This is a genomic window from Corynebacterium nasorum (assembly GCF_030229765.1).
Classification (GTDB): domain Bacteria; phylum Actinomycetota; class Actinomycetes; order Mycobacteriales; family Mycobacteriaceae; genus Corynebacterium; species Corynebacterium kefirresidentii.
Window position 1 is genome coordinate 111,190 of sequence record NZ_JASPGY010000009.1, and the last position, 22,032, is coordinate 133,221.

General features: G+C 61.8%; 18 protein-coding genes. 7 read left to right on the forward strand and 11 right to left on the reverse strand.

The window, feature by feature from the left end:
• The first annotated feature begins 3 nt into the window (after positions 1–3).
• Both QP904_RS10370 and recR read left to right on the forward strand, forming a co-directional pair.
• Positions 4–372 (forward strand): YbaB/EbfC family nucleoid-associated protein, encoded by a 369-nt coding sequence (locus tag QP904_RS10370; RefSeq protein ID WP_023020386.1) that lies wholly within the window; start codon positions 4–6, stop codon positions 370–372.
• 71 nt (positions 373–443) lie between these two features.
• Positions 444–1,100, forward strand: a complete 657-nt coding sequence (gene recR, locus QP904_RS10375; RefSeq protein WP_023020387.1) for a recombination mediator RecR — start codon at positions 444–446, stop codon at positions 1,098–1,100.
• Positions 1,101–1,148: 48 nt separating this feature from the next.
• Here recR and QP904_RS10380 read toward each other — a convergent pair whose 3' ends face one another.
• From QP904_RS10380 to leuA, 7 genes are all read right to left on the reverse strand, one after another.
• Entirely contained in the window at positions 1,149–2,249 is a 1,101-nt protein-coding gene (locus tag QP904_RS10380; protein ID WP_284836016.1) for an HNH endonuclease signature motif containing protein, read from the reverse strand.
• 109 nt (positions 2,250–2,358) lie between these two features.
• Positions 2,359–3,132, reverse strand: coding sequence for a type 1 glutamine amidotransferase (locus tag QP904_RS10385; RefSeq protein WP_239207833.1), 774 nt, complete (start codon positions 3,130–3,132; stop codon positions 2,359–2,361).
• Positions 3,125–4,402 (reverse strand): Mur ligase family protein, encoded by a 1,278-nt coding sequence (locus QP904_RS10390; protein ID WP_284836017.1) that lies wholly within the window; start codon positions 4,400–4,402, stop codon positions 3,125–3,127. Before QP904_RS10390 ends, QP904_RS10385 begins: the two co-directional genes overlap by 8 nt.
• A 27-nt stretch (positions 4,403–4,429) precedes the next feature.
• Positions 4,430–5,830 carry a DNA polymerase III subunit epsilon gene (locus QP904_RS10395; RefSeq protein WP_284836018.1) on the reverse strand — a complete coding sequence of 467 codons (1,401 nt, stop codon included), beginning with the start codon at positions 5,828–5,830 and terminating at the stop codon, positions 4,430–4,432.
• Positions 5,831–5,881: 51 nt separating this feature from the next.
• Positions 5,882–7,993, reverse strand: coding sequence for a hypothetical protein (locus QP904_RS10400; protein WP_284836019.1), 2,112 nt, complete (start codon positions 7,991–7,993; stop codon positions 5,882–5,884).
• A 108-nt stretch (positions 7,994–8,101) separates the two neighbouring features.
• Positions 8,102–8,878, reverse strand: a complete 777-nt coding sequence (locus tag QP904_RS10405; RefSeq protein WP_248099253.1) for a hypothetical protein — start codon at positions 8,876–8,878, stop codon at positions 8,102–8,104.
• Positions 8,879–8,922: 44 nt separating this feature from the next.
• A complete protein-coding gene (gene leuA / locus QP904_RS10410; protein WP_284836020.1) occupies positions 8,923–10,740 on the reverse strand; it encodes a 2-isopropylmalate synthase in 1,818 nt (605 codons plus the stop codon).
• 219 nt (positions 10,741–10,959) lie between these two features.
• Between leuA and QP904_RS10415 the strand changes: the two genes are divergently transcribed.
• Entirely contained in the window at positions 10,960–12,087 is a 1,128-nt protein-coding gene (locus tag QP904_RS10415) for a mannosyltransferase family protein (RefSeq protein WP_239204849.1), read from the forward strand.
• Here the strand turns inward: QP904_RS10415 and QP904_RS10420 are convergent.
• Positions 12,084–12,962 (reverse strand): DMT family transporter, encoded by an 879-nt coding sequence (locus QP904_RS10420; RefSeq protein WP_200288367.1) that lies wholly within the window; start codon positions 12,960–12,962, stop codon positions 12,084–12,086. The genes QP904_RS10415 and QP904_RS10420 overlap by 4 nt on opposite strands.
• Positions 12,963–13,186: 224 nt before the next feature.
• Between QP904_RS10420 and QP904_RS10425 the strand changes: the two genes are divergently transcribed.
• Positions 13,187–14,452 (forward strand): aspartate kinase, encoded by a 1,266-nt coding sequence (locus QP904_RS10425; RefSeq protein WP_200288366.1) that lies wholly within the window; start codon positions 13,187–13,189, stop codon positions 14,450–14,452.
• A 32-nt stretch (positions 14,453–14,484) separates the two neighbouring features.
• Positions 14,485–15,516, forward strand: coding sequence for an aspartate-semialdehyde dehydrogenase (locus tag QP904_RS10430; protein WP_284836021.1), 1,032 nt, complete (start codon positions 14,485–14,487; stop codon positions 15,514–15,516).
• Positions 15,517–15,624: 108 nt separating this feature from the next.
• Here QP904_RS10430 and QP904_RS10435 read toward each other — a convergent pair whose 3' ends face one another.
• Both QP904_RS10435 and QP904_RS10440 read right to left on the reverse strand, forming a co-directional pair.
• Entirely contained in the window at positions 15,625–17,031 is a 1,407-nt protein-coding gene (locus QP904_RS10435; protein ID WP_239204845.1) for a YkvI family membrane protein, read from the reverse strand.
• Between the two features lie 284 nt (positions 17,032–17,315).
• A complete protein-coding gene (locus QP904_RS10440) occupies positions 17,316–17,858 on the reverse strand; it encodes an RNA polymerase sigma factor (RefSeq protein WP_200288363.1) in 543 nt (180 codons plus the stop codon).
• A gap of 105 nt (positions 17,859–17,963) precedes the next feature.
• On the opposite strand from QP904_RS10440, the gene QP904_RS10445 reads away from it, so the two are divergent.
• On the forward strand, positions 17,964–19,514 hold the full coding sequence (locus QP904_RS10445; protein WP_200288362.1) for a catalase: 1,551 nt from the start codon (positions 17,964–17,966) through the stop codon (positions 19,512–19,514).
• Positions 19,515–19,605: 91 nt separating this feature from the next.
• On the opposite strand, the gene QP904_RS10450 is transcribed toward QP904_RS10445, so the two are convergent.
• The gene (locus tag QP904_RS10450; RefSeq protein WP_200288361.1) at positions 19,606–20,193 is read right to left on the reverse strand and encodes a hypothetical protein; all 588 of its coding nucleotides are present in this window, start codon (positions 20,191–20,193) and stop codon (positions 19,606–19,608) included.
• A gap of 85 nt (positions 20,194–20,278) precedes the next feature.
• Here QP904_RS10450 and QP904_RS10455 point away from each other — a divergent pair, with 85 nt between their 5' ends.
• Positions 20,279–21,727 carry a hypothetical protein gene (locus QP904_RS10455; RefSeq protein ID WP_284836022.1) on the forward strand — a complete coding sequence of 483 codons (1,449 nt, stop codon included), beginning with the start codon at positions 20,279–20,281 and terminating at the stop codon, positions 21,725–21,727.
• Positions 21,728–22,032: the final 305 nt, after the last annotated feature.

Consider the following 22,032-nt stretch of genomic DNA (forward strand, 5'->3'; position numbering starts at 1 on the left):
ACCATGGCTGACCAAGACCCAATGCAGCAGGCAAATGACATGAACGACCTCATCGCGCAGGCCGCGCAGGTGCAGGCGGATTTGCAGAAGGCGCAGGAAGAAATCCTCGCTACCAACGTCGAGGGCCAGGCAGGCAATGGCCTGGTCAAGGTGACCATGACTGGCGGCGCCGAGCTCGTGGACTTGCAGATTGATAAGTCCATCGTGGATCCAGAGGACGTCGATACGCTGCAGGACCTGGTTATGGGTGCGTTCAAGGAGGCCCACGCTGCGGCCGGACGCCTGGCACAGGAAAAGATTGGCCCGCTGTCCCAGGGCATGGGTGGCCAGGGCGGCCCGTCTTTTGAGGATGTCTTCGGCGGCAACCAGTAGTCCGCGCGATACGATATAAGGCCGTTGCCCCGGGGTGGGGCGGCGGCTTTTGCCGATTTTGGGAGTAATTGATGTTTGAAGGACCTCTGCAAGACCTCATCGACGAGTTTTCGCGCCTGCCGGGAATCGGCCCGAAGTCGGCGCAGCGCATCGCGTTTCACGTTTTGCACATGGAACCCGAGGACATCGAGCGGCTGCAAAACGCGCTGGGCGCGGTGCGCGACGGCGTGACCTTCTGCCGCATTTGCTGCAATATTTCGCGTGAGGATGTCTGCCGCATCTGCATTAACTCGCAGCGCGACGCCTCTACTATCTGCGTGGTCGAGGAGCCTAAGGATATCCAGGTCATTGAGCGCACCGGCGAGTATGAGGGCCGCTATCACGTTTTGGGCGGCGCGCTGGACCCGCTGGCGAATGTGGGTCCGCGTGATTTGAATATCTCCACACTGCTGCAGCGCCTAGGCGGCGTGTTGCCGGACCGAGAGCTTGCAGACTCCACCCCCGAAACCCCGCTTTACGACGCCACCCCCACCATCCACGAAGTCATTCTCGCCACCGACCCCAATACGGAGGGCGAGGCGACCGCCGCATACCTGGTGCGCTTGCTGCGCGACTTCCCTGATTTGAAGATCACCAGGTTGGCCTCCGGCATGCCGCTCGGAGGCGATTTGGAGTTTGTGGACGAGCTCACCTTGTCTCGCGCGCTTTCCGGCCGCCTGACCATATAGCACGTTGAGCGCCCTGGCCAGTACTGGGCGAATGCGGAGCTACAGCGGCTAGGGCACGGCGGCCGTAGGCCCGGTTCGCGCTCGGCCGGTGAATACCGGCGGGCCGTGCGCCTCCTTTGTCGTCGTGCTGCATCTGCTGCTGCGCCCGCTGCGCCTGTTGTCGGGTTCGTTGCTGTGCCCTATGTGTGTATGCCTGTCCTGGCTAGCGGGCGGGAGCCAGGCGATCCGGCCCCGAATGCGCGCCATCCGGCCGCGGCCCGGCAGCCCGTTGATGGAGTTGTGGTACGGGCACAATAGCGTCATGTTCTCAGGATGGGTGTGGCCGCCGCGGGAGTATTCGATGAGGTGGTGGGCTTGGCATTCGGAGGTGGGGCGTCGGCAAGCGGGCCAGGCGCAGCGGGCGCCTTCGGCCTCGAGCATGCGGCGTTGCTTTGCGGAGGCCTGCCGGGTGCGGTAGAGGTTGACTGGGCCGCGCTCGGGATGGATGAGCGTGAAGAGTCCCGCGCCGGCTAGGGTGCGGCGGACTAGTTCGGCGCCGGTGATGGTGGCGCCGTTGGTCATAGCGAGGCGGATATCCTCGCCGTTTCCGGCGAGGATTTTCAGGTAATCCGGCAGCTCGATGATGACATTGGTGGTCACGGTAGCGGGCGCGGCGGCGCGGGAGCCGTTAAGCCAGGCCAGCGGGTCGGATTTAGCGGCGGCCCAGATATCGGCCATTTGTGCGGCGGGGCCGGTGAAACTCAGGGTGGTTTTCTCCCCGTGCATAATCCGGCGTCCGCCGTCTTCGCGCTCGGGCGGAGGGTTGAATTCGCGCAGCAGACGGGTAGCCGCGCGCGAGACGTGCGCGGTGGTGCCGGCGGTGGCGCAGAGCTGCTCGCGGAATTGCCAGCGCTTGGTGGGGTCGCTAATGCTGCGCGAGCGACGGGCGATGAGCGCGAGGGTCTCTAGGCAGTGGTGATTGCGGCGCGCGGCGGCCAGTGCGCGGGCTTGGTAGCGCGAATGGCTGGTGGGCGAGAGAAAGGCCGCGGCGGTCCGGCGCAGGGTGCGCGCTTGGTCCGCGGGCAGGGGCAGGCTGGAGGCGGCGTGGGCCTCTTCGAGAAGATCCACGCCGCGCTTAGCGATGTCGCCCAGCTGCTCCAATAACGTCATGCCCCGCAGCCTATTGGCGTGGGATGCGCGGCTACAAGGGGCAACGGCCGGGCCTGTGGATAACTCGGGGTTTCAGGGCCGTCGGGCGCAGTTATCCACAGTTATGGGCCTATCTTTGGGAGCGCGGGGGCTCGGAGGCGTTGAAACGTTCGACGCGCAGGCGGTCAACGGCCGGAATTTCAAGCGGCTCAAGATCCGCGAGGGTCACGCCCATCGCTTGGGCGAGGAGGAGATCGGCCAGCTGCGGGTTTCGGGCCAGCGCCGGGCCGTGCATATAGGTGGCGATGACGCTGCCTTGGACGGCGCCTTCGTAGGTGCGCTGGGTGGAGCCATCGGCAAGGTCGGCGGTGGCGGCCTGGTCTGCATTGCCATTGCCACGGGTGAGCGTGCCGAGGGGCTGCGCGGAGGGGCCAAGGATGGTAGCGCCCAAGTGGTTTTCAAAGCCCGTGAGCGGCTCTGTGAGGTCCGCGGTAACGCCAGCGCGGGTGGGTTCGGAAGCCACCTCGCCGATGGCACGGTCCTGCATGCCGGCCGTGGTGGCATCGAGCAGGCCGACGCCGTCGATGATGCGACCGGAGGCGCGGAAGGACTCACCCAGGACCTGCAGGCCAGCACAAATGGCAAAGACCGGGCGGCCGGCGTTGGCGGCGCGGCTCAGGCCACCATCGGAAATCAGGTGGTCCGCGGCCAGAATCTGCGCGGTATCTTCGCCGCCGCCGAGGGTGTAGATATCCAGCATCTCGGGCACGGGCTCGCCCAAGCGGATCGGGTGAATCTCCGCTTCGAAGCCGCGCATGCGGGCGCGCTGGCGCAGGACGAGGGCGTTGCCGTCGTCGCCGTAGGTACCGAGGACGTCGGGAAGCACTAGGCCGATATTAAGCATTGGTGGCCTCCTTGGAAAGCGCCTTCTTCAAATCGCGGAAGGCGGTGTAGTTGGCGAGGACCTCGATGCGACCCTCCGGGCAGGCGGCGAGCGCATCGAGCGGATCCGGGATGAGCTCGTGGGAGATATCGGCGTAGACCAGGCGCACCGCCAGGTCGGTGCCGCGCTCGCCGGCGGCCTTCACGCTGAGGCCATTGAAGCCTTCGAATTTCACGTCCCACAGCCAGGACATGTCAATGCCATCGGCCACCTGGCCGTTGGTGGCGATGATCAAGCCATCGGCGCTGCGGTCCACCATGGACAGCGCTTCTTGCCAGCCGGCCGGGTTCTTGGCGAGCAGCAAGCGAATCTCGCGGCCGCGCCAGTGAATGGTGGAGTAGCGACCGGCCACATCATCGATGCTTTCGGCGGCCGCAATGGCTTTGTCGAGGTCCACGCCGAAGCCTGCGACGGCGGCAGCGATGGCTTGGGCCGCGTTGCCCCGGTTAGCACGGCCAGGCAGCGCCAGGTTCAGGGGGCGTTTAGCGGTGGGGGTGATAATGCCATGCTTATCGACGCCCCACGTTGGCTGCGGCCGGCGGAATTCGCGGCCGTCGGCAAGCGGCTTGACGGCGTACCAGTCATCCTCGGTGCGCACGACGTGCCCGCCGGTGCGCGGGCAGGTAACGGAATCGCCGAGCCAGCCGGCGCCGGCCGAAACCCAGATAACATTCTTGGCGTCATAGGCCACGGAGGTCATCAAAACGTCATCGCAGTTGGCGATGACGAGCATGTCCGGGTGGGCCTCCACAGCGCCGCGCAGGGCCCGCTCGATCTTATTAATCTCGCCCACGCGGTCGAGCTGGTCGCGGGTGAGGTTGAGCAGAACCAGCGCCTGCGGGTTCAGGTTATCGGCTACGTGGGGCACGTGGAGCTCGTCCACCTCGAGTACCAGGTGGGAGGCGTCCTTGCCGGCCATGAGTGCGGAGATGATGCCGGCATCCATGTTGTCACCGCCGTCGTTGGTGGCTACGGTGTGCTCGGCGCGGACTGCAGCGGCCAGCATGCGGGTGGTGGTGGACTTGCCGTTGGTGCCGGTCACCAGCACGGCCGGGCGCCCATCACCCAGGTTTGTCATGATGGAAGGGTCAATGGCATTGGCGATTAGACCACCGATCATTCCGCCGGCGCCACGGCCGGTGGCGCGGGAAGCGGTGGTAGCCAGCTTCGCGGCGGTAGTGGCGGTGGTGGTGCGCAACTTCCTCAGCGCACCCGGGACTCTAAAACTCATGTCCCCTAGGGTAGTCGCGCGGGCGGCTTAGTCGTTCTTTTTCCCCGCCGAGCCGCCAGAATTTCGTCGGCCCCTGCCGCGACCACCGCGGCCGCCCCGGCGACGGCGGCGCTTTTGGTTCTTAGCGCCGCCTTTTTTGTTGTTGTGGGAAGAGCGTTGGGGCTGGGGCGTGGGTTTGCCGGATTCGGGTTCCGGGACGGCGTCTTCGATGCGGGTGAGGGCGTCAAGAAACGCGGTATCGGACATCAGCGGAATGCCCTTGCGGTGGGCGTGCATGGGTTTTCCCACCAAGTCAGTGGTCACGTTGCACACGACCAGCGAGGATTCGCGGGTGAGCTTCTCAGAATAATTGAGCTCCTCACGCATGAGCGCGGCGATGATGGTGTCCGGGTCCTCGAGGATTTCCGGAGCGACTACGATTTCCATGCCGCGGCGCAGTTCCTTGCCCGGCTCGTATTTGCCGGGGTTGTGGTGTTGGACGGGGGCTTCGGCAGCGTCGACTCGCACGTGGGAGCGTTGCAGGCCGAAGCGGTCGGCACGCACGTCCTCGGGCGCATAGCTGCGCACTGTGCCGCCTCGTTGCTTGCGGTAGAGCGCGATGAGTAGTTCGGTTTGTTCGCGCGAAGTCTCGGGTTCGGGCCGCTTGGCGCGCTCTACCGAGGCCTGTGGCGAAGCGTCCAAGCCGCTCTGCTTAGCGACGCCCCCTAAACGCACATCATTCGACCGCACCTGCTGCGCATAGGAGGTGGCCAAAGTATCGATGATGCGAACGGGGGTGGGGACGTGTCCGACCTTCTGGCGGCGCCGGCGGCCCTTGTTGCGGCCGCGGTTGCGCGCGCGATTTTGGCGGGCGGCGGCCATCATGGCGCGGCGGGCTTCGGCGACGAGAAAACCCCAGGTATAGGGGAGGTCGTGGACGATGAGTGTGCGGCCGTCAATAAGCTTGTCCAGCGATTTGAGGATCTTGCCAAAAGCTGGCGCCTGCTCAATATCGGTGGTGCTCAGCCCGTGGAGGTGGCGCGGCCCGGCATCGATATCGGGCTTGAGGACGGCGTGGAATTGCTGGCCCTGCTCGCTGGTGTCGTTGAACGCAATGGCGTCGATAGTAACGATGCGCCCGGTGCTGGGATGGATGCCGGTGGTCTGGATGGTCAGCGCCACATAGGGAAAGTCTGCTTCCTCATTGGGCGAGTCGGCCTGCTGCGGCTGTTGCTGGGCCGGTGGGTGCGGTTTCGGTTTCGGCTTGGGTTTCGGGGCGTCTGGCTCCCCGGAGACACGGACCGCGCGGCGGGGCTTAGTGCGGCGCTGTTCCATGCCTGGTTTGGGCGCTGTGGACCTGGCCGCGTGGCGCGAAGCTACCGTCGCGGGCGACGGCGCTGGGGCCGATGCCGACGGGTGCTGCGGGGAGGGGCCAGGTGTGTTGTTCATTAAACTCAGTGTAGTATCCCGCATTTCGTGCAGGGGGACAGGGCGCGCCGCTTAATCTTCTACAACGACGACAATGACCTTCGGCGGGGTTGTTTGTTCCTCAGGTTCTTCAGGGTGCCCCGGTGTCTCTGGCTGCTGCGGTTCAGCCGGCTCTTCCGGCTCTGTCGGTTCTTCTGGTTCGAGCGGTACGAGGGGGTCATCCGAGCCGTCCGGCGCGCCGCGGTCTGCCGTGGGCAGTTCCGGTTCGACCTCTGGTTCTGGCTCCGGGGTGGGCACGATTTCCGAGCCAGGGATGGTCGTCGTTGGGACAGTAGTTTCCGGCTCTGGCGTTGGCTCGAGTTCGGAACCTGGGATAGTGGTGCTTGGCACGGTGGTATCCGGTGCCGGCTCAGCCTGGGGCTCCGCAGGCGTTGGCTCTGAGGACTCTGGTGCGGGCAGTGGCGTCTGCTTATCCGTCGAGGTGGTGGCGCCGGCTTCAGTTGTGGTCGTTTCAGCCGAAGTCTTTTCCGAAGTAGACGTATTTGAAGTAGGTAGGTCGGACGGCTCGGCAGGTGCGGTAGCCTCCGTCGACGTCGTGGCCTTCGATGGTGACGTCGAAGTTGCAGAATCCGTAGATGCCGTGGTCTGCGCGGGCTCCGTGGTCTGCGTTGTCTGGGAAGGCTCGGCCGATGACGAAGACGTGGAGGTTGCAGTCGGTTCCTTCGCCGCTAGCTGCGGCGCCGGCTCAGAGCTGGAAGATGGCGCCGCGGCCGGAGTCGAAGCCGGGGTCGATTCGACGTTATTAGCCGTAGCGGCGGCGGCAGCGGCTGCGGCGGAGGTGGCGCGGGAAATTGCCTGGGAATCCTGGCGGTGGTGCTCGCCATGGTCCTCACCACGGTGCTTGCCGTGGTGGCCGGCGGCAGGGGTCGTGGCACGGTCAGTCTGAGGGGTGTGCGTCGGCCGCGCCTGCTTAGACGGTTGGGGCGCGGGGGCGTGGCGGTGCTGCGGTGGTGTCTCAGAGGGGGCGTCGGCAAGCGGGTGCTGGGTCGGGGAATCCGCGCGGGATGGCGCGGCGACACTGCTGGTGGGGCCAGCATCGTGGATGCGGGGCGTGGCGGGGTGCGCGGGGCGCTTGGGACCAATACCATCGAAATGGGAAGAATCGTCGGTGGAATGCGAGTGGGTGTCCGAAAGAGCTTCGTCCTCACTAAGCATGTGGGTAGCCACGGTGGTGCCGCCACCAACTAGCACGGCGACACCGGCTGCGGCCAGCAGATTCGAGGTCACGGCCCCAGAAACGCCGGCGGCATTGGCGGTAGAGGTGATGGCAAAACCACTTGTGGAGGAGGTGCCAGCGGCAGAGATTCCGGCAGTGGGGCCGCTGGGAACGCTGGTTGCGGCCTGTGCGCGGGCTGCGGTGGCCGCGGACATGACGGCGGCGCCACCGGCGACAACGCCCAGAACTAGGCCGGCGTGGTGCCTATTGGCAGCGTTGTGCGCGTAGATGGTCAGCGCGGGGCGGTCATCGGCGTCGTAGTGGAAGTAGCCGTGGGCAATGGCGAGGCGGCCGGATTTGGTGCAGTCGAGCACGGCGGGGGCAATCTCGCGGGCGGCATCGCGCGGGAGGGAGCCTAAGAAGATGCTATTGACATAGACATCAACGGTATTTCGCCGCAGGAAACCACGGGTGCGCAAGGAGACGAGGTAGTGCTCGTCGGTGTGCGGAAAGCCAGTGACGTCTTTGGAAAACTCCGTCAATGTGGCGGCAGCCTCGCCCGGCAGCATGGTCCAGCGCTGCGCCGGCGGGTTATTGGCGGGGATGCACAGGTGCGGTGCCGGCAGGAGCAGGTTGAGCGTGGGCCACTCTTCGCCGGAGGCATCTGTCATGCTCACGTGGGCGGTGGCGCGTGGGCGTAGGCCGGCGCTGAGAACCCAGTCAAAGAGTGCGTAGGCCTGGGAATCGGCGGCGCTGAGACGGCCAAGGAGAGAATCGCCGATCCACACCGCGAAGCCGTCCTGGGCGGTGCGGGGGCCGAGCTCCGCAGAGAGGTAACCGCCTTCTGCGGCGGTGGACTCGAGCAGTTCGCTGAAAACTTCTGGCGAAACATCCTCGATGGGCAGATTATGGATCACGCCAAAACCGTGGTCAGGGACCACGTAGGTGGCGGAATCCAGCGAAGTCATTGGGGCCTTTCGATAGGGGGTAATAGTAACACTGTATTTTAGGCACTGCCGTGGGCCATTTCCAATTTCCCCGGCTGGTGAACAAGGGTGTTACCCTGCCCGAAAGTTTTACAGAATAAAAATGAGCACGGCGATGAGCGCTGCAATCACCAGTAGGGCCATGACGGCGGGCCACCACCGGCGGCGGGGTGCGGGGTCATCGGTGCTTATGGCGCGGAAGCTCGTAGTTTCGAAGGTTTCCGTGGCGGCGGGGGAGGTAGGGGCGGCGTCGGCAAGCGAGGCTTCCTTCGAATCCGGCAGCGGCGCCCCCGCGTAGATGCTGAGCACGCGGCCGGTGTTGCGCGGCGCATGATAGGCATGGGCCAGGGTTATGCCCTGCTTGGCGACGTCCACCCCTTCCAACCGCCCCACAAACTGCGGGCCCATATAAGCATCGGTGCCGGAACCGGTGCTGCTGGGCGAGAGCGTAACCAATACGTGCATGCGGGCGTGGGCGGGAATGTCCAGATCCGCGGGAAGATCGGCGATGTCGATGGGTGGGGCATAGCCCAGCATTGTCCACGGGCCCGCTGGCGGATTATTCGCCGGCAGGCAAAGGCCCGGCCGGGGCAGCAGTAGCGACAGAGAGCCATCGGGCTGCGGCGCGGCGGTGGCTGCAGGGGTCAGCCCGGCGCGAAATAGTAGATCTATTTCGGGATACTCCGCGCGGTCGGCGCTGGTGATGTGCCCGATGGTGGAGTCGGTACGCACCTCCAACCCGCCGTCTGGGCGGGGTGCCAAGGTGACGGTGAACTCTCGGTTTTCCTTCGTCTGCGCATCGTAGATGGGCAGGGCCTGCACGGCGCCCAAGCCACGGTGCGGTATGAGGTAGGTAGAAGAAGGCATACCCACCCTTCTACCACGCCGGGCCGCGGCGCCGGCGAGCAGGCCTAGGCCAGGGCGCGGTTGACGGCGGAGTTAATCGCGTTGATGGAAGCCCGCGTGGTGGACCCGGCGATGCCCGCTCCCCAGACCTTGTTCTGGTTGACGTCGGCGGCGATATAACAGGCGGCCTCGGCGTCGTCGCCGGCGGAACGGGACTGCTGGGAGTATTCCATGACCTCGAAGTCGATGCCCAGGGATTCCAGGGCGTTGGCATAAGCCGCAATGGGTCCGTTACCGCTGCCTGAGACGGTGGACTTTTCCCCGTGGAAAGCCACGGTGGCGGTCACCGATGCATCCCCATCTTCTGTTGGGGCATTGTCCATATGGAAAGACTCCAGGGTCAGCGGAGCCTCGCGGTCCAGGAACTCGGTGGCAAAGATATCCCACATGTTTTTGGAATTGACCTCGCCGCCTTCGGAGTCGGTGATTTCCTGGACCACGCTGGAAAATTCCGCTTGCATGGCGCGAGGCATATTGATGCCGTGATCGGTCTTCATGATGTAGGCAACGCCGCCCTTGCCAGACTGGGAGTTGACGCGGATGACCGCCTGGTAGTCGCGGCCCACGTCCTTTGGATCGATGGGCAGGTAAGGAACCTCCCAGATGGCCTCGCGCATTTCTTCCCACGAGACCTCGGTATTATTCGCGCCGGGGCGGATGGTGGCTGCCAGCGCGTCCAAGCCCTTATTAATTGCGTCCTGGTGGGAACCGGAGAACGCAGTAAAGACCAATTCGCCGCCATAGGGGTGGCGCTCCGGCACGCGCAGCTGGTTGCAGTATTCAACGGTTTCGCGAATCTGCGGCAGATCGGAAAAATCAATCTGCGGGTCCACACCCTGGGTGAGCATATTCAGGCCCAAAGTGACGAGATCTACGTTGCCGGTGCGCTCGCCGTTGCCAAAAAGGCAGCCTTCGATGCGGTCCGCGCCCGCCATAAAGCCAAGTTCGGCGGCGGCGATTCCCTCGCCGCGGTCATTATGCGGGTGCAGTGAGAGCACGACGTCCTCGCGGCGGGCAAGATTGCGGTGCATCCATTCGATGGAATCGGCGTAGATATTGGGCGAAATCATCTCCACGGTGGATGGCAGGTTGATGATCATTGGATTCTCTGGGGACGGATCCATGATGTCTACCACCTCATCGCAGACCTCGCGGGCGAAGTCCAGCTCGGTACCGGTGAAGGATTCGGGGGAGTATTCCCAGCGCCAAGTGGTATCTGGGTAGTCGGCGGCGATGGACTTAATGAGTGTGGCAGCATCGGTGGCCAGCTTCTTAATGGCAGGTTTGTCTTTGCGGAAGACTACGCGGCGCTGCAGCTTCGAGGTGGAGTTATAAAAGTGCACGATGACGTTCTTGGCGCCCTCGCAAGCTTCAAAGGTGCGGCGGATCAGGTGATCGCGGGCCTGTACCAGGACCTGAATGGTGACGTCATCGGGAATTTTATTGCCCTCGATGATTTCGCGGACAAAGTTGAAATCGGTTTGGGAGGCAGAGGGGAAGCCCACCTCGATTTCTTTGTAGCCCATCTTGACCAGCAGGTCGAACATGCGGTGCTTGCGCTCTGGGCTCATGGGATCAATCAGCGCTTGGTTACCATCGCGCAGATCCACCGCGCACCACTGGGGAGCGTGGGTGATTTTCTGACTAGGCCATGTGCGGTCCGGCAGGTCGATGTTTTCTACCTCGACGGCGAAGGGTTGATAGCGCTCGTGGGGCATGGCGGAGCCGCGCTGCTTATTCCACGCGGGTTGTCCTTCGCGGCGTGGGCCGGTGGGGGTGGTGATGTCGCGCGGGGCGCTGATAAAAGAGTCGGTGGGGGACATGGGGTGCGGTTTCCTTTTCTGGTGTCTATGGGGAAAGACGGCCAGCTGGGCTTGGGTAGCCGGACTCCGCGACGGGGCGCTGGCCAGTGCTTAGGCCGAAATCCCGCCGCGGCAGATAAGGAGTAGGTCATTCCGCTGTGTCATATCGGTCACACTACAGGCTTTCTCACTGTGCGGCAAGAGATTTCATTCAATGAGACGCGGTGGTGGTGGGGTACCATGCCTTTCGTGTCTAATCCCCGCCATGCCAAGCCCCAAACATCATCCATATTGCGTTCCTTGTGGGCGCCTGCCGCACTCGTTGCACTCATTGGAGCCGCATTGCGCGTAGGCGTACTCGCAGCGGTGGCCGCCGCGCAGGACGATAAGCTGTGGGGGCTGCTCAATAAGTGGGACGCTAAGCACTACGTAGAAATCGCCCGCGGCGGGTACTTTGGTGCGGATATTTCTACGGATGGGCCGGTCCATGAGACGACCATGGCCTTCTTCCCGGGATTCCCCTTCCTCGTGCGTGGGTTAAGCAGCATCTTTGGTACCGACGAAGCGGGCACGGCCATTGCGCTCAATGTGCTCTTTAGCATCGCGCTGGCTGCCGGTGTGATGGCCTTGGCTGCGCGCATGGGCATGGGGAAGTGGGCCCAGGTGCTCAGTGCTGTGATGGTGACCTGTGCGCCGATGTCCATCGTGTTTTCCATGCCGTATACCGAGGCACTTTTTGGGGCCCTGGCCATATGGGCGGTGGTGGCGCTCGTAGATGAGCGATGGTGGGCTGCCGCGGCACTAATTTTTGTAGCCGGACTCGTGCGTCTTACCGCGGTGGATCTCGTTGCGGTCTTTGCATTCATGGTGCTGCTGCGGGCGCGAAAGAACTGGCGGGCCTGGGCCGCGGTGGTGTTTTCGGTCGTGCCGCTGGTGGGGTATTTGTGGTGGTCGAGCAGCCATCTCAAAGAAGTTGGCGGTTATTTTGGGATCCAGAAAGAACATTGGAACTCCAGCTTTGATGGCGGCAAAGCCACGGTTATCTGGCTTTGGGAGACGCTTAGCGGGGCTACTAACGGTGGATATCTGCTCAGCGCCGGCGTGATGATCGCTGCCCCGGTTTTCCTTGTGTTGGCATGGCGCCGCCTGCCGTTAGCGGCCTGGCTATTCTCTGCGGTGCTGATGGCGAACGTACTGCTTTCTGATGGCATTATGCACTCGCGGCCCCGGCTGCTCCTGCCGGCGGTGATTGTGTTGTTGCCGTGGGTGAAAAAGGGGACGTCGGCAAGCGTGGCGGTTGGCGCCTGGGCCCTGTTCGGGGCGTGGTTTTCGGCCTATATGCTCGGCGTATTTGAGTGGGCCATTTAGCCGCGCTGGCTTACCGGGCTGCGGGAGAGCACGATGGTGGAGAGCACCATAACGGTAAGGGCGATGAGCATAATTGCCCAACCGACGGCCGTATCGATGAGGAATTTCTCTCCCAGCACCATGTAGCCCAAGCCGAAGGCCACGATGGGTTCAAAGATGGTCATGGCCGGCAGGGAATGGGCTAGGGGGCCGGCATTAAAGGAATATTGCTGCACTACGGTGCCGGTGAGCGCGAGACCGATGAGGCCGTAGAACTGCCAGCTTGCCAGTAGCGTGGCAAGGCCTTCGTGGGTGAAAATGTCCACCACGGCCTTTGATAGCAGGGCGACGAAGCCGTAGATGACGCCGCAGGCCGTGCCCAACGCTAAGGGACGGTTATCCGGTAGCTTCGTGGCTACCGCAGCAAGTAGGGCGAGGGTGACCAACCCTACAAGGAGCGCCGGCCACCAATCGCTCCATTCCGGGCGGGGGTTTCCTGCGACCGGACGGCCGTAGACGACCATGATGCCCACCGCGATGGTCAATGCAATAGACCAAAAGACCTCGTGGAAAGGCATTTTGCGGCCGGAATACCACGCCGAAAGCGGCAGGGTAAACATTAAGGACAGCACCAAGATGGGCTGGACCACCAGCAAGGTACCAAAACCGAGGGCGATGACCTGCAGGCCATAGGCGCCAATGGCGGCCGCGGTGCCCACCCACCACAAGGGGTTGGACATGGCGGCGCGCATGACCGAATCATCGGCGTCGAGGGCAATGCGGTGGCGGATGACCGTGCCCCAAGCAACCGTCAGCGCGGATGCGAGCGCGAAAAAGATGGCGAGGAGGTTGCTTAACACCCGCTCAACGGTAGTAAAAAATCCTGCTATATGCATATTCTTCCCTGCATGGCGCGCGTTTTTCTGCGCTGAGGAAGCGAGCGTGTGGTGCGCTTAACGTTGGGGGCGTGTGAATAAAAATTAAGCATTGTCTAGGAATTATGATGAGGGCAAAGACCCTGCGGGGTAGCATGGGTCTTTGACTAATGAACGACAGGTATTTCCGGGCGTGTACACACACGCCAGGGATGCCTTGAACGACGAAAGGCGGCATCCTTACCGTGGCCCTGATCGTGCAAAAGTATGGCGGCTCATCCCTCGAATCCGCAGACCGCATCCGCGCCGTTGCGGAGCGCATCGTGGCCACCAAGAAGCAGGGCAACGACGTTGTCGTGGTGTGTTCCGCCATGGGCGATACCACCGATGAGCTGCTCGACCTTGCCGCCCAGGTCAATCCCGTCCCGCCGCAGCGAGAGATGGATATGTTGCTTACCGCCGGCGAGCGAATCTCTAATGCTCTGGTGGCCATGGCAGTGGAATCGCTTGGTGCCCACGCCCAGTCCTTTACCGGCTCCCAAGCCGGAGTGCTCACCACCGAGCGCCACGGCAATGCCCGCATCGTGGACGTCACCCCGGGCCGCCTGACCGAGGCTTTGGACGAAGGCAAGATTTGTATCGTCGCCGGCTTCCAGGGCGTTAATAAGGAATCGCGCGATGTCACCACCTTGGGTCGCGGTGGCTCCGACACCACCGCGGTGGCACTTGCTGCCGCGCTAAACGCGGATGTGTGTGAGATTTACTCCGATGTCGACGGCGTCTACACCGCAGACCCGCGCATCGTCCCAGACGCGCAGAAGCTAGACAAGCTCTCCTTTGAGGAGATGTTGGAGATGGCCGCGGTAGGTTCCAAGATTTTGGTCCTGCGCAGCGTGGAGTACGCCCGCGCATTCAATGTACCCTTGCGAGTTCGCTCGTCTTATTCAAATGACCCCGGCACCCTAGTTACCGGATCGATGGAGGATATCCCCGTGGAAGAAGCAGTACTAACTGGTGTAGCAACCGATAAGTCCGAGGCAAAGGTCACCGTCCTGGGCATCCCGGATCGCCCGGGGGAGGCTGCGAAGGTCTTTCGCGTCATTGCCGATGCAGAGATCAATATCGATATGGTCTTGCAAAATGTCTCCTCCCTGGAGGACGGCACCACCGATATCACCTTCACCTGCCCGCGTGCCGACGGCCCGCGTGCCATGGAGCTGCTGAGCAAGCTGAAATCTGAAGGAGGCTGGGCCAATGTGCTGTATGACGACCAAGTGGGGAAAGTCTCCCTCGTCGGCGCCGGCATGAAATCCCACCCGGGCGTTACCGCAGAGTTCACCGAGGCCCTGCGCGACGTCAACGTCAATATGGAGCTCATCTCCACTTCTGAAATCCGCATCTCCGTGCTCACCCGCGAGGCTGACCTGGAAAAGGCCGCCCGTGCACTGCACGAGAAATTCCAGCTTGGTGGCGAAGAAGAAGCCACGGTTTATGCTGGAACCGGACGTTAAACACCCACAGCAACTACAGAGGATTTATAGTCATGACCACTGTTGCAGTAGTAGGCGCTACCGGCCAGGTCGGCCGCGTTATGCGCTCCATCTTGGAAGAACGCAATTTCCCGGCCGATAAGGTGCGCTTTTTCGCCTCTTCCCGCTCCGCCGGCACCGAGCTCGAATTCCGCGGCGAGCAGATTACCGTTGAGGACCTCGCCGAGGTTACCGAGCAATCCGTCGCCGACGTTGATATCGCCTTGTTCTCTGCCGGTGGTTCTACCTCCAAGCAATGGGCTCCAGTGTTCGCCGCGGCCGGTGCGACCGTGGTGGATAACTCTTCGGCCTACCGCAAGGATCCAGAGGTTCCCCTCATCGTCTCCGAGGTCAACCCACAGGAAGCCAAGAACACCCCTAAGGGCATCATCGCGAACCCGAATTGCACCACCATGGCCGCTATGCCGGTGCTGAAGGTCTTGCACGATGCCGCGGGCCTGAACAAGTTGCATGTGTCCTCTTACCAGGCGGTCTCCGGCTCCGGCCTGGCCGGCGTGCAGGCGCTGGCCGCGCAGGTCTATTCGGTTGGCGAGCACAATGTGGGTTTGGTCCGCGATGGCTCTGCACTCAATGACGAGGACTTTGGCCCTTATGTGGCGCCCATTGCCTATAACGCGCTGCCGATGGCCGGCAACCTCGTGGATGATGGCTCCCTAGAGACCGATGAGGAGCAAAAGCTGCGCAACGAATCCCGCAAGATCCTAGACATTCCGGAGCTGAAGGTTGCAGGTACCTGCGTGCGCATCCCGGTCTTTACCGGCCACACCCTGACCATCCACGCCGAGTTCGACAAGGCAATCACCCCCGAGCAGGCCACCGAGCTTTTGAGCGGTGCCCCGGGCGTTAAGCTTGCCGACGTCCCCACCCCGCTCGCTGCCACCGGCATCGACGAATCCTTGGTAGGCCGCATCCGTCAGGACCAGACGGTGGACGATAACAAGGGCCTCGTGCTCGTTGTCGCCGGCGATAATCTGCGCAAGGGGGCCGCGCTCAACACCATCCAGATCGCGGAGCTACTCGTTTAAGCAGGTTCCGCTTCGTCGCAGGTCACACAAAAAGCTCGGCGCCCTCCTTCCTCGTTACGGGATAAGGAGGGCGCCGAGCTTTTGTCTTGATTGACGTGGGCGAGAAGGTTAGTCCTCAGAGACTGGCTTGGCGGTGCCCGTAGCCTTGCCGCTATCAGCGGCAGCATCCTTCTTGCCAAAGTCAAGGTCGCTATCGGAGGACGGAACCTCCGGCTTGGTGTGCTGCACGTAGGTCACGGATGGCTCCGGATCTTCGCGGTCGTAATCGAGATCCTCATCGTTTTCGAGCTCTTCGTGGATCTCTTCGGCGATATTGGTGACGAACTCGGTGGTTTCCATATTGGACGCCGCAGCCAGCTTGCGCAGCTCGCGCTCATTTTTCTTGGTGAAGCGCTTACGCGGATCCAGGCGGCGGGAAACCAGCTCGTGTGCGCGCATGCGGCGGTCGGACTCATCGGCCAGCTTGCTGCCGTTCTTGATGCGGTTGAAGACCATCACCGCGATCATCAGCAGGCCCAAGTAACCCAAGATCGGGTAGACATTGCTGACCAGTGTCTGGAAGCCCACGAAGGACAGGACGAAGCCGACGATGCAGCAAACAGCGTAGACAGGGTAGAAGCGCTTAGGATTATTGCGGGTCAAGCGCTTGCCCAGCGCGTAGAACATGCCGATAGCGGTATTAAAGACCATGCCGTAAATAACAAAGGTCATGAGCACACCCAGTACCGGGTGGATGCCCGTGATTAATGCCAGCACTGGCATATCTTGACCGTTGACGTCCTTAGCTTCGAAGAACAGGGCGAAGACCAGCAGGGCCAATAGGATGAGGTAGAGCAAGCCACCGATAAGGCCACCAATGCCCACTGCACGGTTATCTAGGAAGTTACCGCCAATGACGATGGACATGGACACAGCCGTCATCACGTTCAGGCCGGTGTAGTTCAGCGCGGATAGCCACCAGTTGGGCAGCGAGGTATCTACATTATTAACCGCCCAGTCATTCATAGCGGAGAAGTCTACGTCCGCGTTGACAATGGTATAGCCGGTGGCAAGCACCACGAAGATGATGATGAACGGGGTGATGGTACCGATGACTGCGGTCACGCGGTCAACATCCATCAGGCCGACGAGCAGTACCAGAATCAGCATCGCGGTGGCGCCTACCCATACAGGTATGGACGGGAACTGCTGATTGATATTAGAACCACCGCCGGCGAACATGACGAAGCCGATGGCGAACAGGGTCACCAGGGTGGACCAGTCCAAAATCTTGGCGGTAAACGGCGATGCGACCTTGTCGTAGACAGCGGTATGTTCCTCGGCCTGGAAATACGAGCCGAGCTGCAGGATGGACACGCCGGTGATCATCATCAAACCAGCGGCCAAGGCGATGCCCCACAGACCCCACTTGCCAAAGGCCACGAAGAACTGCATGGCCTCCTGGCCGGAGGCGAAGCCTGCGCCCACGACGACGCCGATAAACGCCATGGAAATTCCGATTGCGCGTTTTAACATGAAAGGGAGAAACTCTCTTACTCACACGCGCCGGGCCCGGCATTGGGATCGCGCGGGCCCGGATCGACGGTCGATTTATCACGTGTGTACAGATCTAATAAACCACACATTGGACAAATCTTTCGGGCAAGAATCGCCCTAATTGTGGCCTCCTTCACCCAGTATCCGGTGCACAATCTGCAGCTAAATGCCAAAAATTGGGGCTCTTGGGGTGCAAGGTAACCAGAGCGTAACAATTTGCAGGTGAAATTATCTCGCCGCCTCAAGGGGCCGGTATGGGGGTATTAACCTGTCCCTGCGATCAGATCCTTGCGGGCGCGCGCGACGCGGGAGCGGATAGTACCTACCCGCACGCCAGCAATCTTGGCCGCCTCCTCGTACGTGTAGCCCAGCACCTGGGTGAGAATGAGGGCTTCGCGGCGGTCGGCCGGGAGGGCGTCGATAAGCGCGCGGGCATCTATCCATTCACTCCATGCCGTGGACTCTTCTGGTGCCGCACCCATGGCGTCTTCGTATTCGGTGGCAGATTTGCGCGGCCGGGCCATATCGTGGCGAATATTATCCACCCACACCCGCCGGGCTAAAGACAGCAACCACGTGCGTGCCGAGGACCGGGCCGCAAAGCGTGGCAGGGCGCTGATCACGCGCAGATAGGTCTCTTGGGTGAGATCGTCGGCGCCTTCCGGCCCGCCTAAATGCGCTAGCAAACGCCACACATCATCCTGGGTAGCCCTAATAAACTCCGTCAGCGCCGCACGGTCACCGCGACCGGCCCGAAGGGCAAGGTCGGTGACGCGGGCGTCATCTGCTGCGGAGTGGTGAGTCACCTGAATGAATCTACCAGTAGCCCCTACACTCCTTTTAGACCCCTGACAACCGGTGATTCTTTTGCCACACTGGTGGTACATATCCACTGATTGCCAGGAGGCAAAATGACTGATTTCACCGCTGATGACATCCTGAACAAGGGCCAGCGCCCCGCTGGCAAGGGCAATACCACCCGCCCGTCTGGCCAACCAGTTCCTTCCGAGAACACCTCGGTGACTGCTGGCCAGCAGGGACCAGTGGTGCTCAATGACATCCACCTCATTGAAAAGCTTGCCCACTTCAACCGCGAGCGCGTGCCGGAGCGCACCCCGCACGCTAAGGGCCACGGCGCCTTCGGTGAGCTGCACATTACGGAAGATGTATCCGCCTATACCAAGGCCAAGGTCTTCCAGAAGGGCACCGTCACCCCGATGATGGGCCGCTTTTCCACCGTCGCCGGTGAGCAGGGATCCCCGGATACCTGGCGCGATGTACACGGCTTTGCGCTGCGTTTTTATACCGAGGAAGGCAACCTAGACATCGTGGGCAATAACACCCCAGTCTTCTTCGTTCGCGATGGCCAGAAGTTCCCTGACTTCATCCACTCCCAGAAGCGTCTGGGCACCAATGGTTTGCGCGATGCGGATATGCAGTGGGATTTCTGGACCCGCAACCCGGAGTCTGCCCACCAGGTCACCTACCTCATGGGTGACCGCGGCACGCCGAAGTCGACCCGCCACCAAAATGGTTACGGCTCCCACACCTTCCAGTGGGTCAACGAAGAAGGCGAGGCTTTCTGGGTGAAGTACCACTTTAAGACCCGCCAGGGCGTAGAGAACTTCACCGACGAGGAGGCCACCACGACCGCCGGCCAGAACCCGGATTGCCACCGCGAGGACCTCTACAACGCCATCGAGGAGGGCAATTACCCAGTCTGGGACGTCAAGGTACAGATCATGCCGCTGGATGAGGCGGAGAACTATCGCTTTAATCCTTTCGACCTAACCAAGGTCTGGTCCAAGAAGGATTACCCGCTGCACGATGTGGGCTACTTCGTGCTCAACCGCAACCCACGCAATTTCTTTGCGCAGATTGAGCAGGTGGCGCTCGATCCATCCAATATCGTGCCGGGTGTTGGCCTCTCCCCAGATAAGATGCTGCAGGCACGCGTTTTCGCCTACGCTGACCAGCAGCGCTACCGCATTGGCCCGAACTACCAGCAGTTGCCGGTCAACCAGCCGCAGAATGTGGATGAGGTCAATACTTATCAGCACGAGGGCAGCATGCAGTTCCTTTTCAATGCCCCGGAGGATCCGGTGTACTCGCCGAACCGCTATGAAAAGGGCACTGGCGTGCTTGACGACGCCGCTGTGAATGACCGCTCCCAGCTCGAGACCACCACCGCGGCGGAGCTTTATATCAATCCGGAGTCCTACGGCGGCGATCTGGTGCGTGCACCGTACGTTCGCCACTCCGAAGATGATGATTTCGTGCAGGCGCGCGACTTGTACGAAAACGTCTATGATGACGCCGCCAAGGAGCGCTTGGTTACCAATATCACCAATGCTATGGCAGGTGTATCTGAGGAAACCGAGGAGCGCGTTTACGACTACTGGACTAAGGTGCACCCAGCCCTTGGCCAGCGCGTGCGTGAGGTCTACGCCGAGAAGAAGTAATCCTTCCGCGGCAGTCCCTCCGCACTAAAAACTCCGCCCCCGTATCGCGCAGTTATAAAGCGCGGTACGGGGGCGAAGTTATGCTGTGCGGCTAGTCGCAGCGGCGCATATTTTCGGTAAGGAAAGCGGGCGCCCCCTCGGCGGCCCACTTGTCTACGTCGTAGCACGGGGCGGTCATGCCGGAGGTGGCTTCGCCAATGGGCTCAATGGCTACCCACTGGCCATTGTCGTAGCGCGCCCAAGCTGTCCAGTCCGTGCTGTCCTTGCCGAAGTGCGCCCATTGGCCATCGCAGTCACTGACTCGGATATTTGTCATGCTGGGGGCCGTGGGTTGTAGCGCTTCTGGGGAGCAATCGCCCTGGCCTGTATCGGCGGGCGCGGCGGCTTGGTCTTCGCTCTCTTTATCGCCTGCTTCTGCGGGGGATGAGGAGGGAGCTGCTTCTACGGAAGTAGGTTCAGCCTCGGCGGTGGTCTCTGCGGCTGCCGACGTGGTGGCCTCACTCGTGGCTTCTTCGGAGGAGGTCTCCTCGGCGGAGGAGCTAAGAGCAGCGGCATCGGAAAACTCGGGTTCTGCGGACGTATCGGCGTCGTTGGAGCAGGCAACAAGGCCAAAGCACAGCGGCACGAAGGCCGCGGTGGCAAGGTAACGGGAAGGAGCTAGGGAATAAATGTGGGGCATGCCATATATTCTAGAGTAATCGGCAATGTGGGGTGCTCGGCGCGCCTGCAGCAGGGGAGTGACCTGCAAGGATAGGTTCATTACCATGACCTCACGCCTTGCTTCCCCAGACGCTGCGTCTCCCTCCCGGTGGCGCAGCGTCCTCTTGATCTTCTTGCTTGCCCTGCCGTTGGTTATCGGAGCTACGGTGGCGGGCCTCGCGCAGTGGGAACCTGCCCATGCTTGGTCTAGCGCCGCGCAGCCGTTTGGCGCGCCACGGGAAAATTCTTCCTCTCCAGAGGTGAAAGAAGCCGCCGAAGCAGCCAGCCGCGCCCAGGCACAGGCAAGCATGCTTAAATCGGGCGCCAAGCAGCTTGATGACGGCACGGGGGAGCTCAACAGGGGGGCGGATGAGCTTGGAGGGGGCGTCGACAAGCTGGCGACGGGCTCCCAAGAACTGGTATCCGGCCTCAATCAGCTGCAGTCTGGAACCAATACGCTCGGTGGCGGCGCCACGGAGCTGGCCAATGGCGTAGGTGGCGCTGTGGACCAGGTGGTCGGCCTCGGGGCCGTCCAGGGGCAGATCCTGCAGGCCATCGATGGCACGATGCACGATCTAGAAGGCAATAAATCCAAAGAAGCGAAGGATATTCGCGCGCAGCTGGGTGATCTCCGCGCGCAGGTGAATAATTTCCGCCTGGATAATTCGGTAACTGGCCAGCTCAAGAAGCTCAAGGACGGCTCGCGCGATCTGTCCAATCAGTTGGCAGTCAATGGCTACGCCTATCACGATGGCGTGAATCAGGCGGTATCGGGCGCGCAAGAGCTCAATGAGGGTATAGCGGAGCTTAGCAAGCGCGTCGGTGAGGCGCAGGAAGGCGTGGACAAGCTTGACGACGGCGCCGGCAAGCTCTCCGGCATGGCGGCCCAAAATCAGACGAACGTGGGCGATATTCAGCGTGCCCTGCCGCCGGTGCATACTGCATCCCAAGGCCCGACGCATTTGCTGAGTCCTATTGTGGCGCTGCTGATCTCCGCCTTGGTCTTGCTCGCAGGTGCGGCAGCTGGCATGGCCTGGCACGTAGGGTTCCGCCCTTGGCTAATGGTGGCTGGCGGAACGCTGGCTGCGGTGGCCATCGGGGAAATCCTCCTCTTCGTGCTTGCCACTGGTTTTACTCCCGTGGCGGCGGCTTGGGCTGGGGTGGCGCTTCTCCTGGGCGCGCTGTCCATGACGGCCATTACGCGTGGCCTGCTAGGCCTGTGCGGTATTACTGCCGGCAGTATTCTTGCGGCACTCTTTGGCATCGGCCAGACCGCGCTGGTGGGCTGGTTGTGGAAATCCGCTGCAATTGCCGGGGTTTCTAAGGTATGGCAAGTTATTTCTAATCTTTTGCCGCTGAATTGGACTACCGCGGCTGTCACGGTGGCGGGCAACGAAGGCGAACAAGCCGTCCTCTGGGCTGGGATTGCGGTATTGTTGGCTGTCACTCTCGTTGGGTTAAGTGCAAAATGGTGGGCCTTGTCCACAGTAAAAACTAAAGATTCGGTTAATTAGGTCTGAAAATGCAGACCTAAGAATAAAAAATATTGGTGGAAACTGGGAATCTTGGTGTCCGCTACCGTTTGCATTGTGTGAATGCTACAGTTGGTCTTGCTCACAAAGCCTACTTAGGGGGTAGGCAAACGGTTTCTCCAATCCGTTGTGAGTGATAGGGAATAGGGACGACGCGGCGCTGTAGGGGCACCGCGTCGTTTCCCATATATGGGGTATTTATCTGCATTTTCGGGTTAAGGGTCAAAATGTGTGTCTGGCTCGGCGTGTCGCGGGGGTTAGATTTGGCCTTTTTGAATGCCGATTGA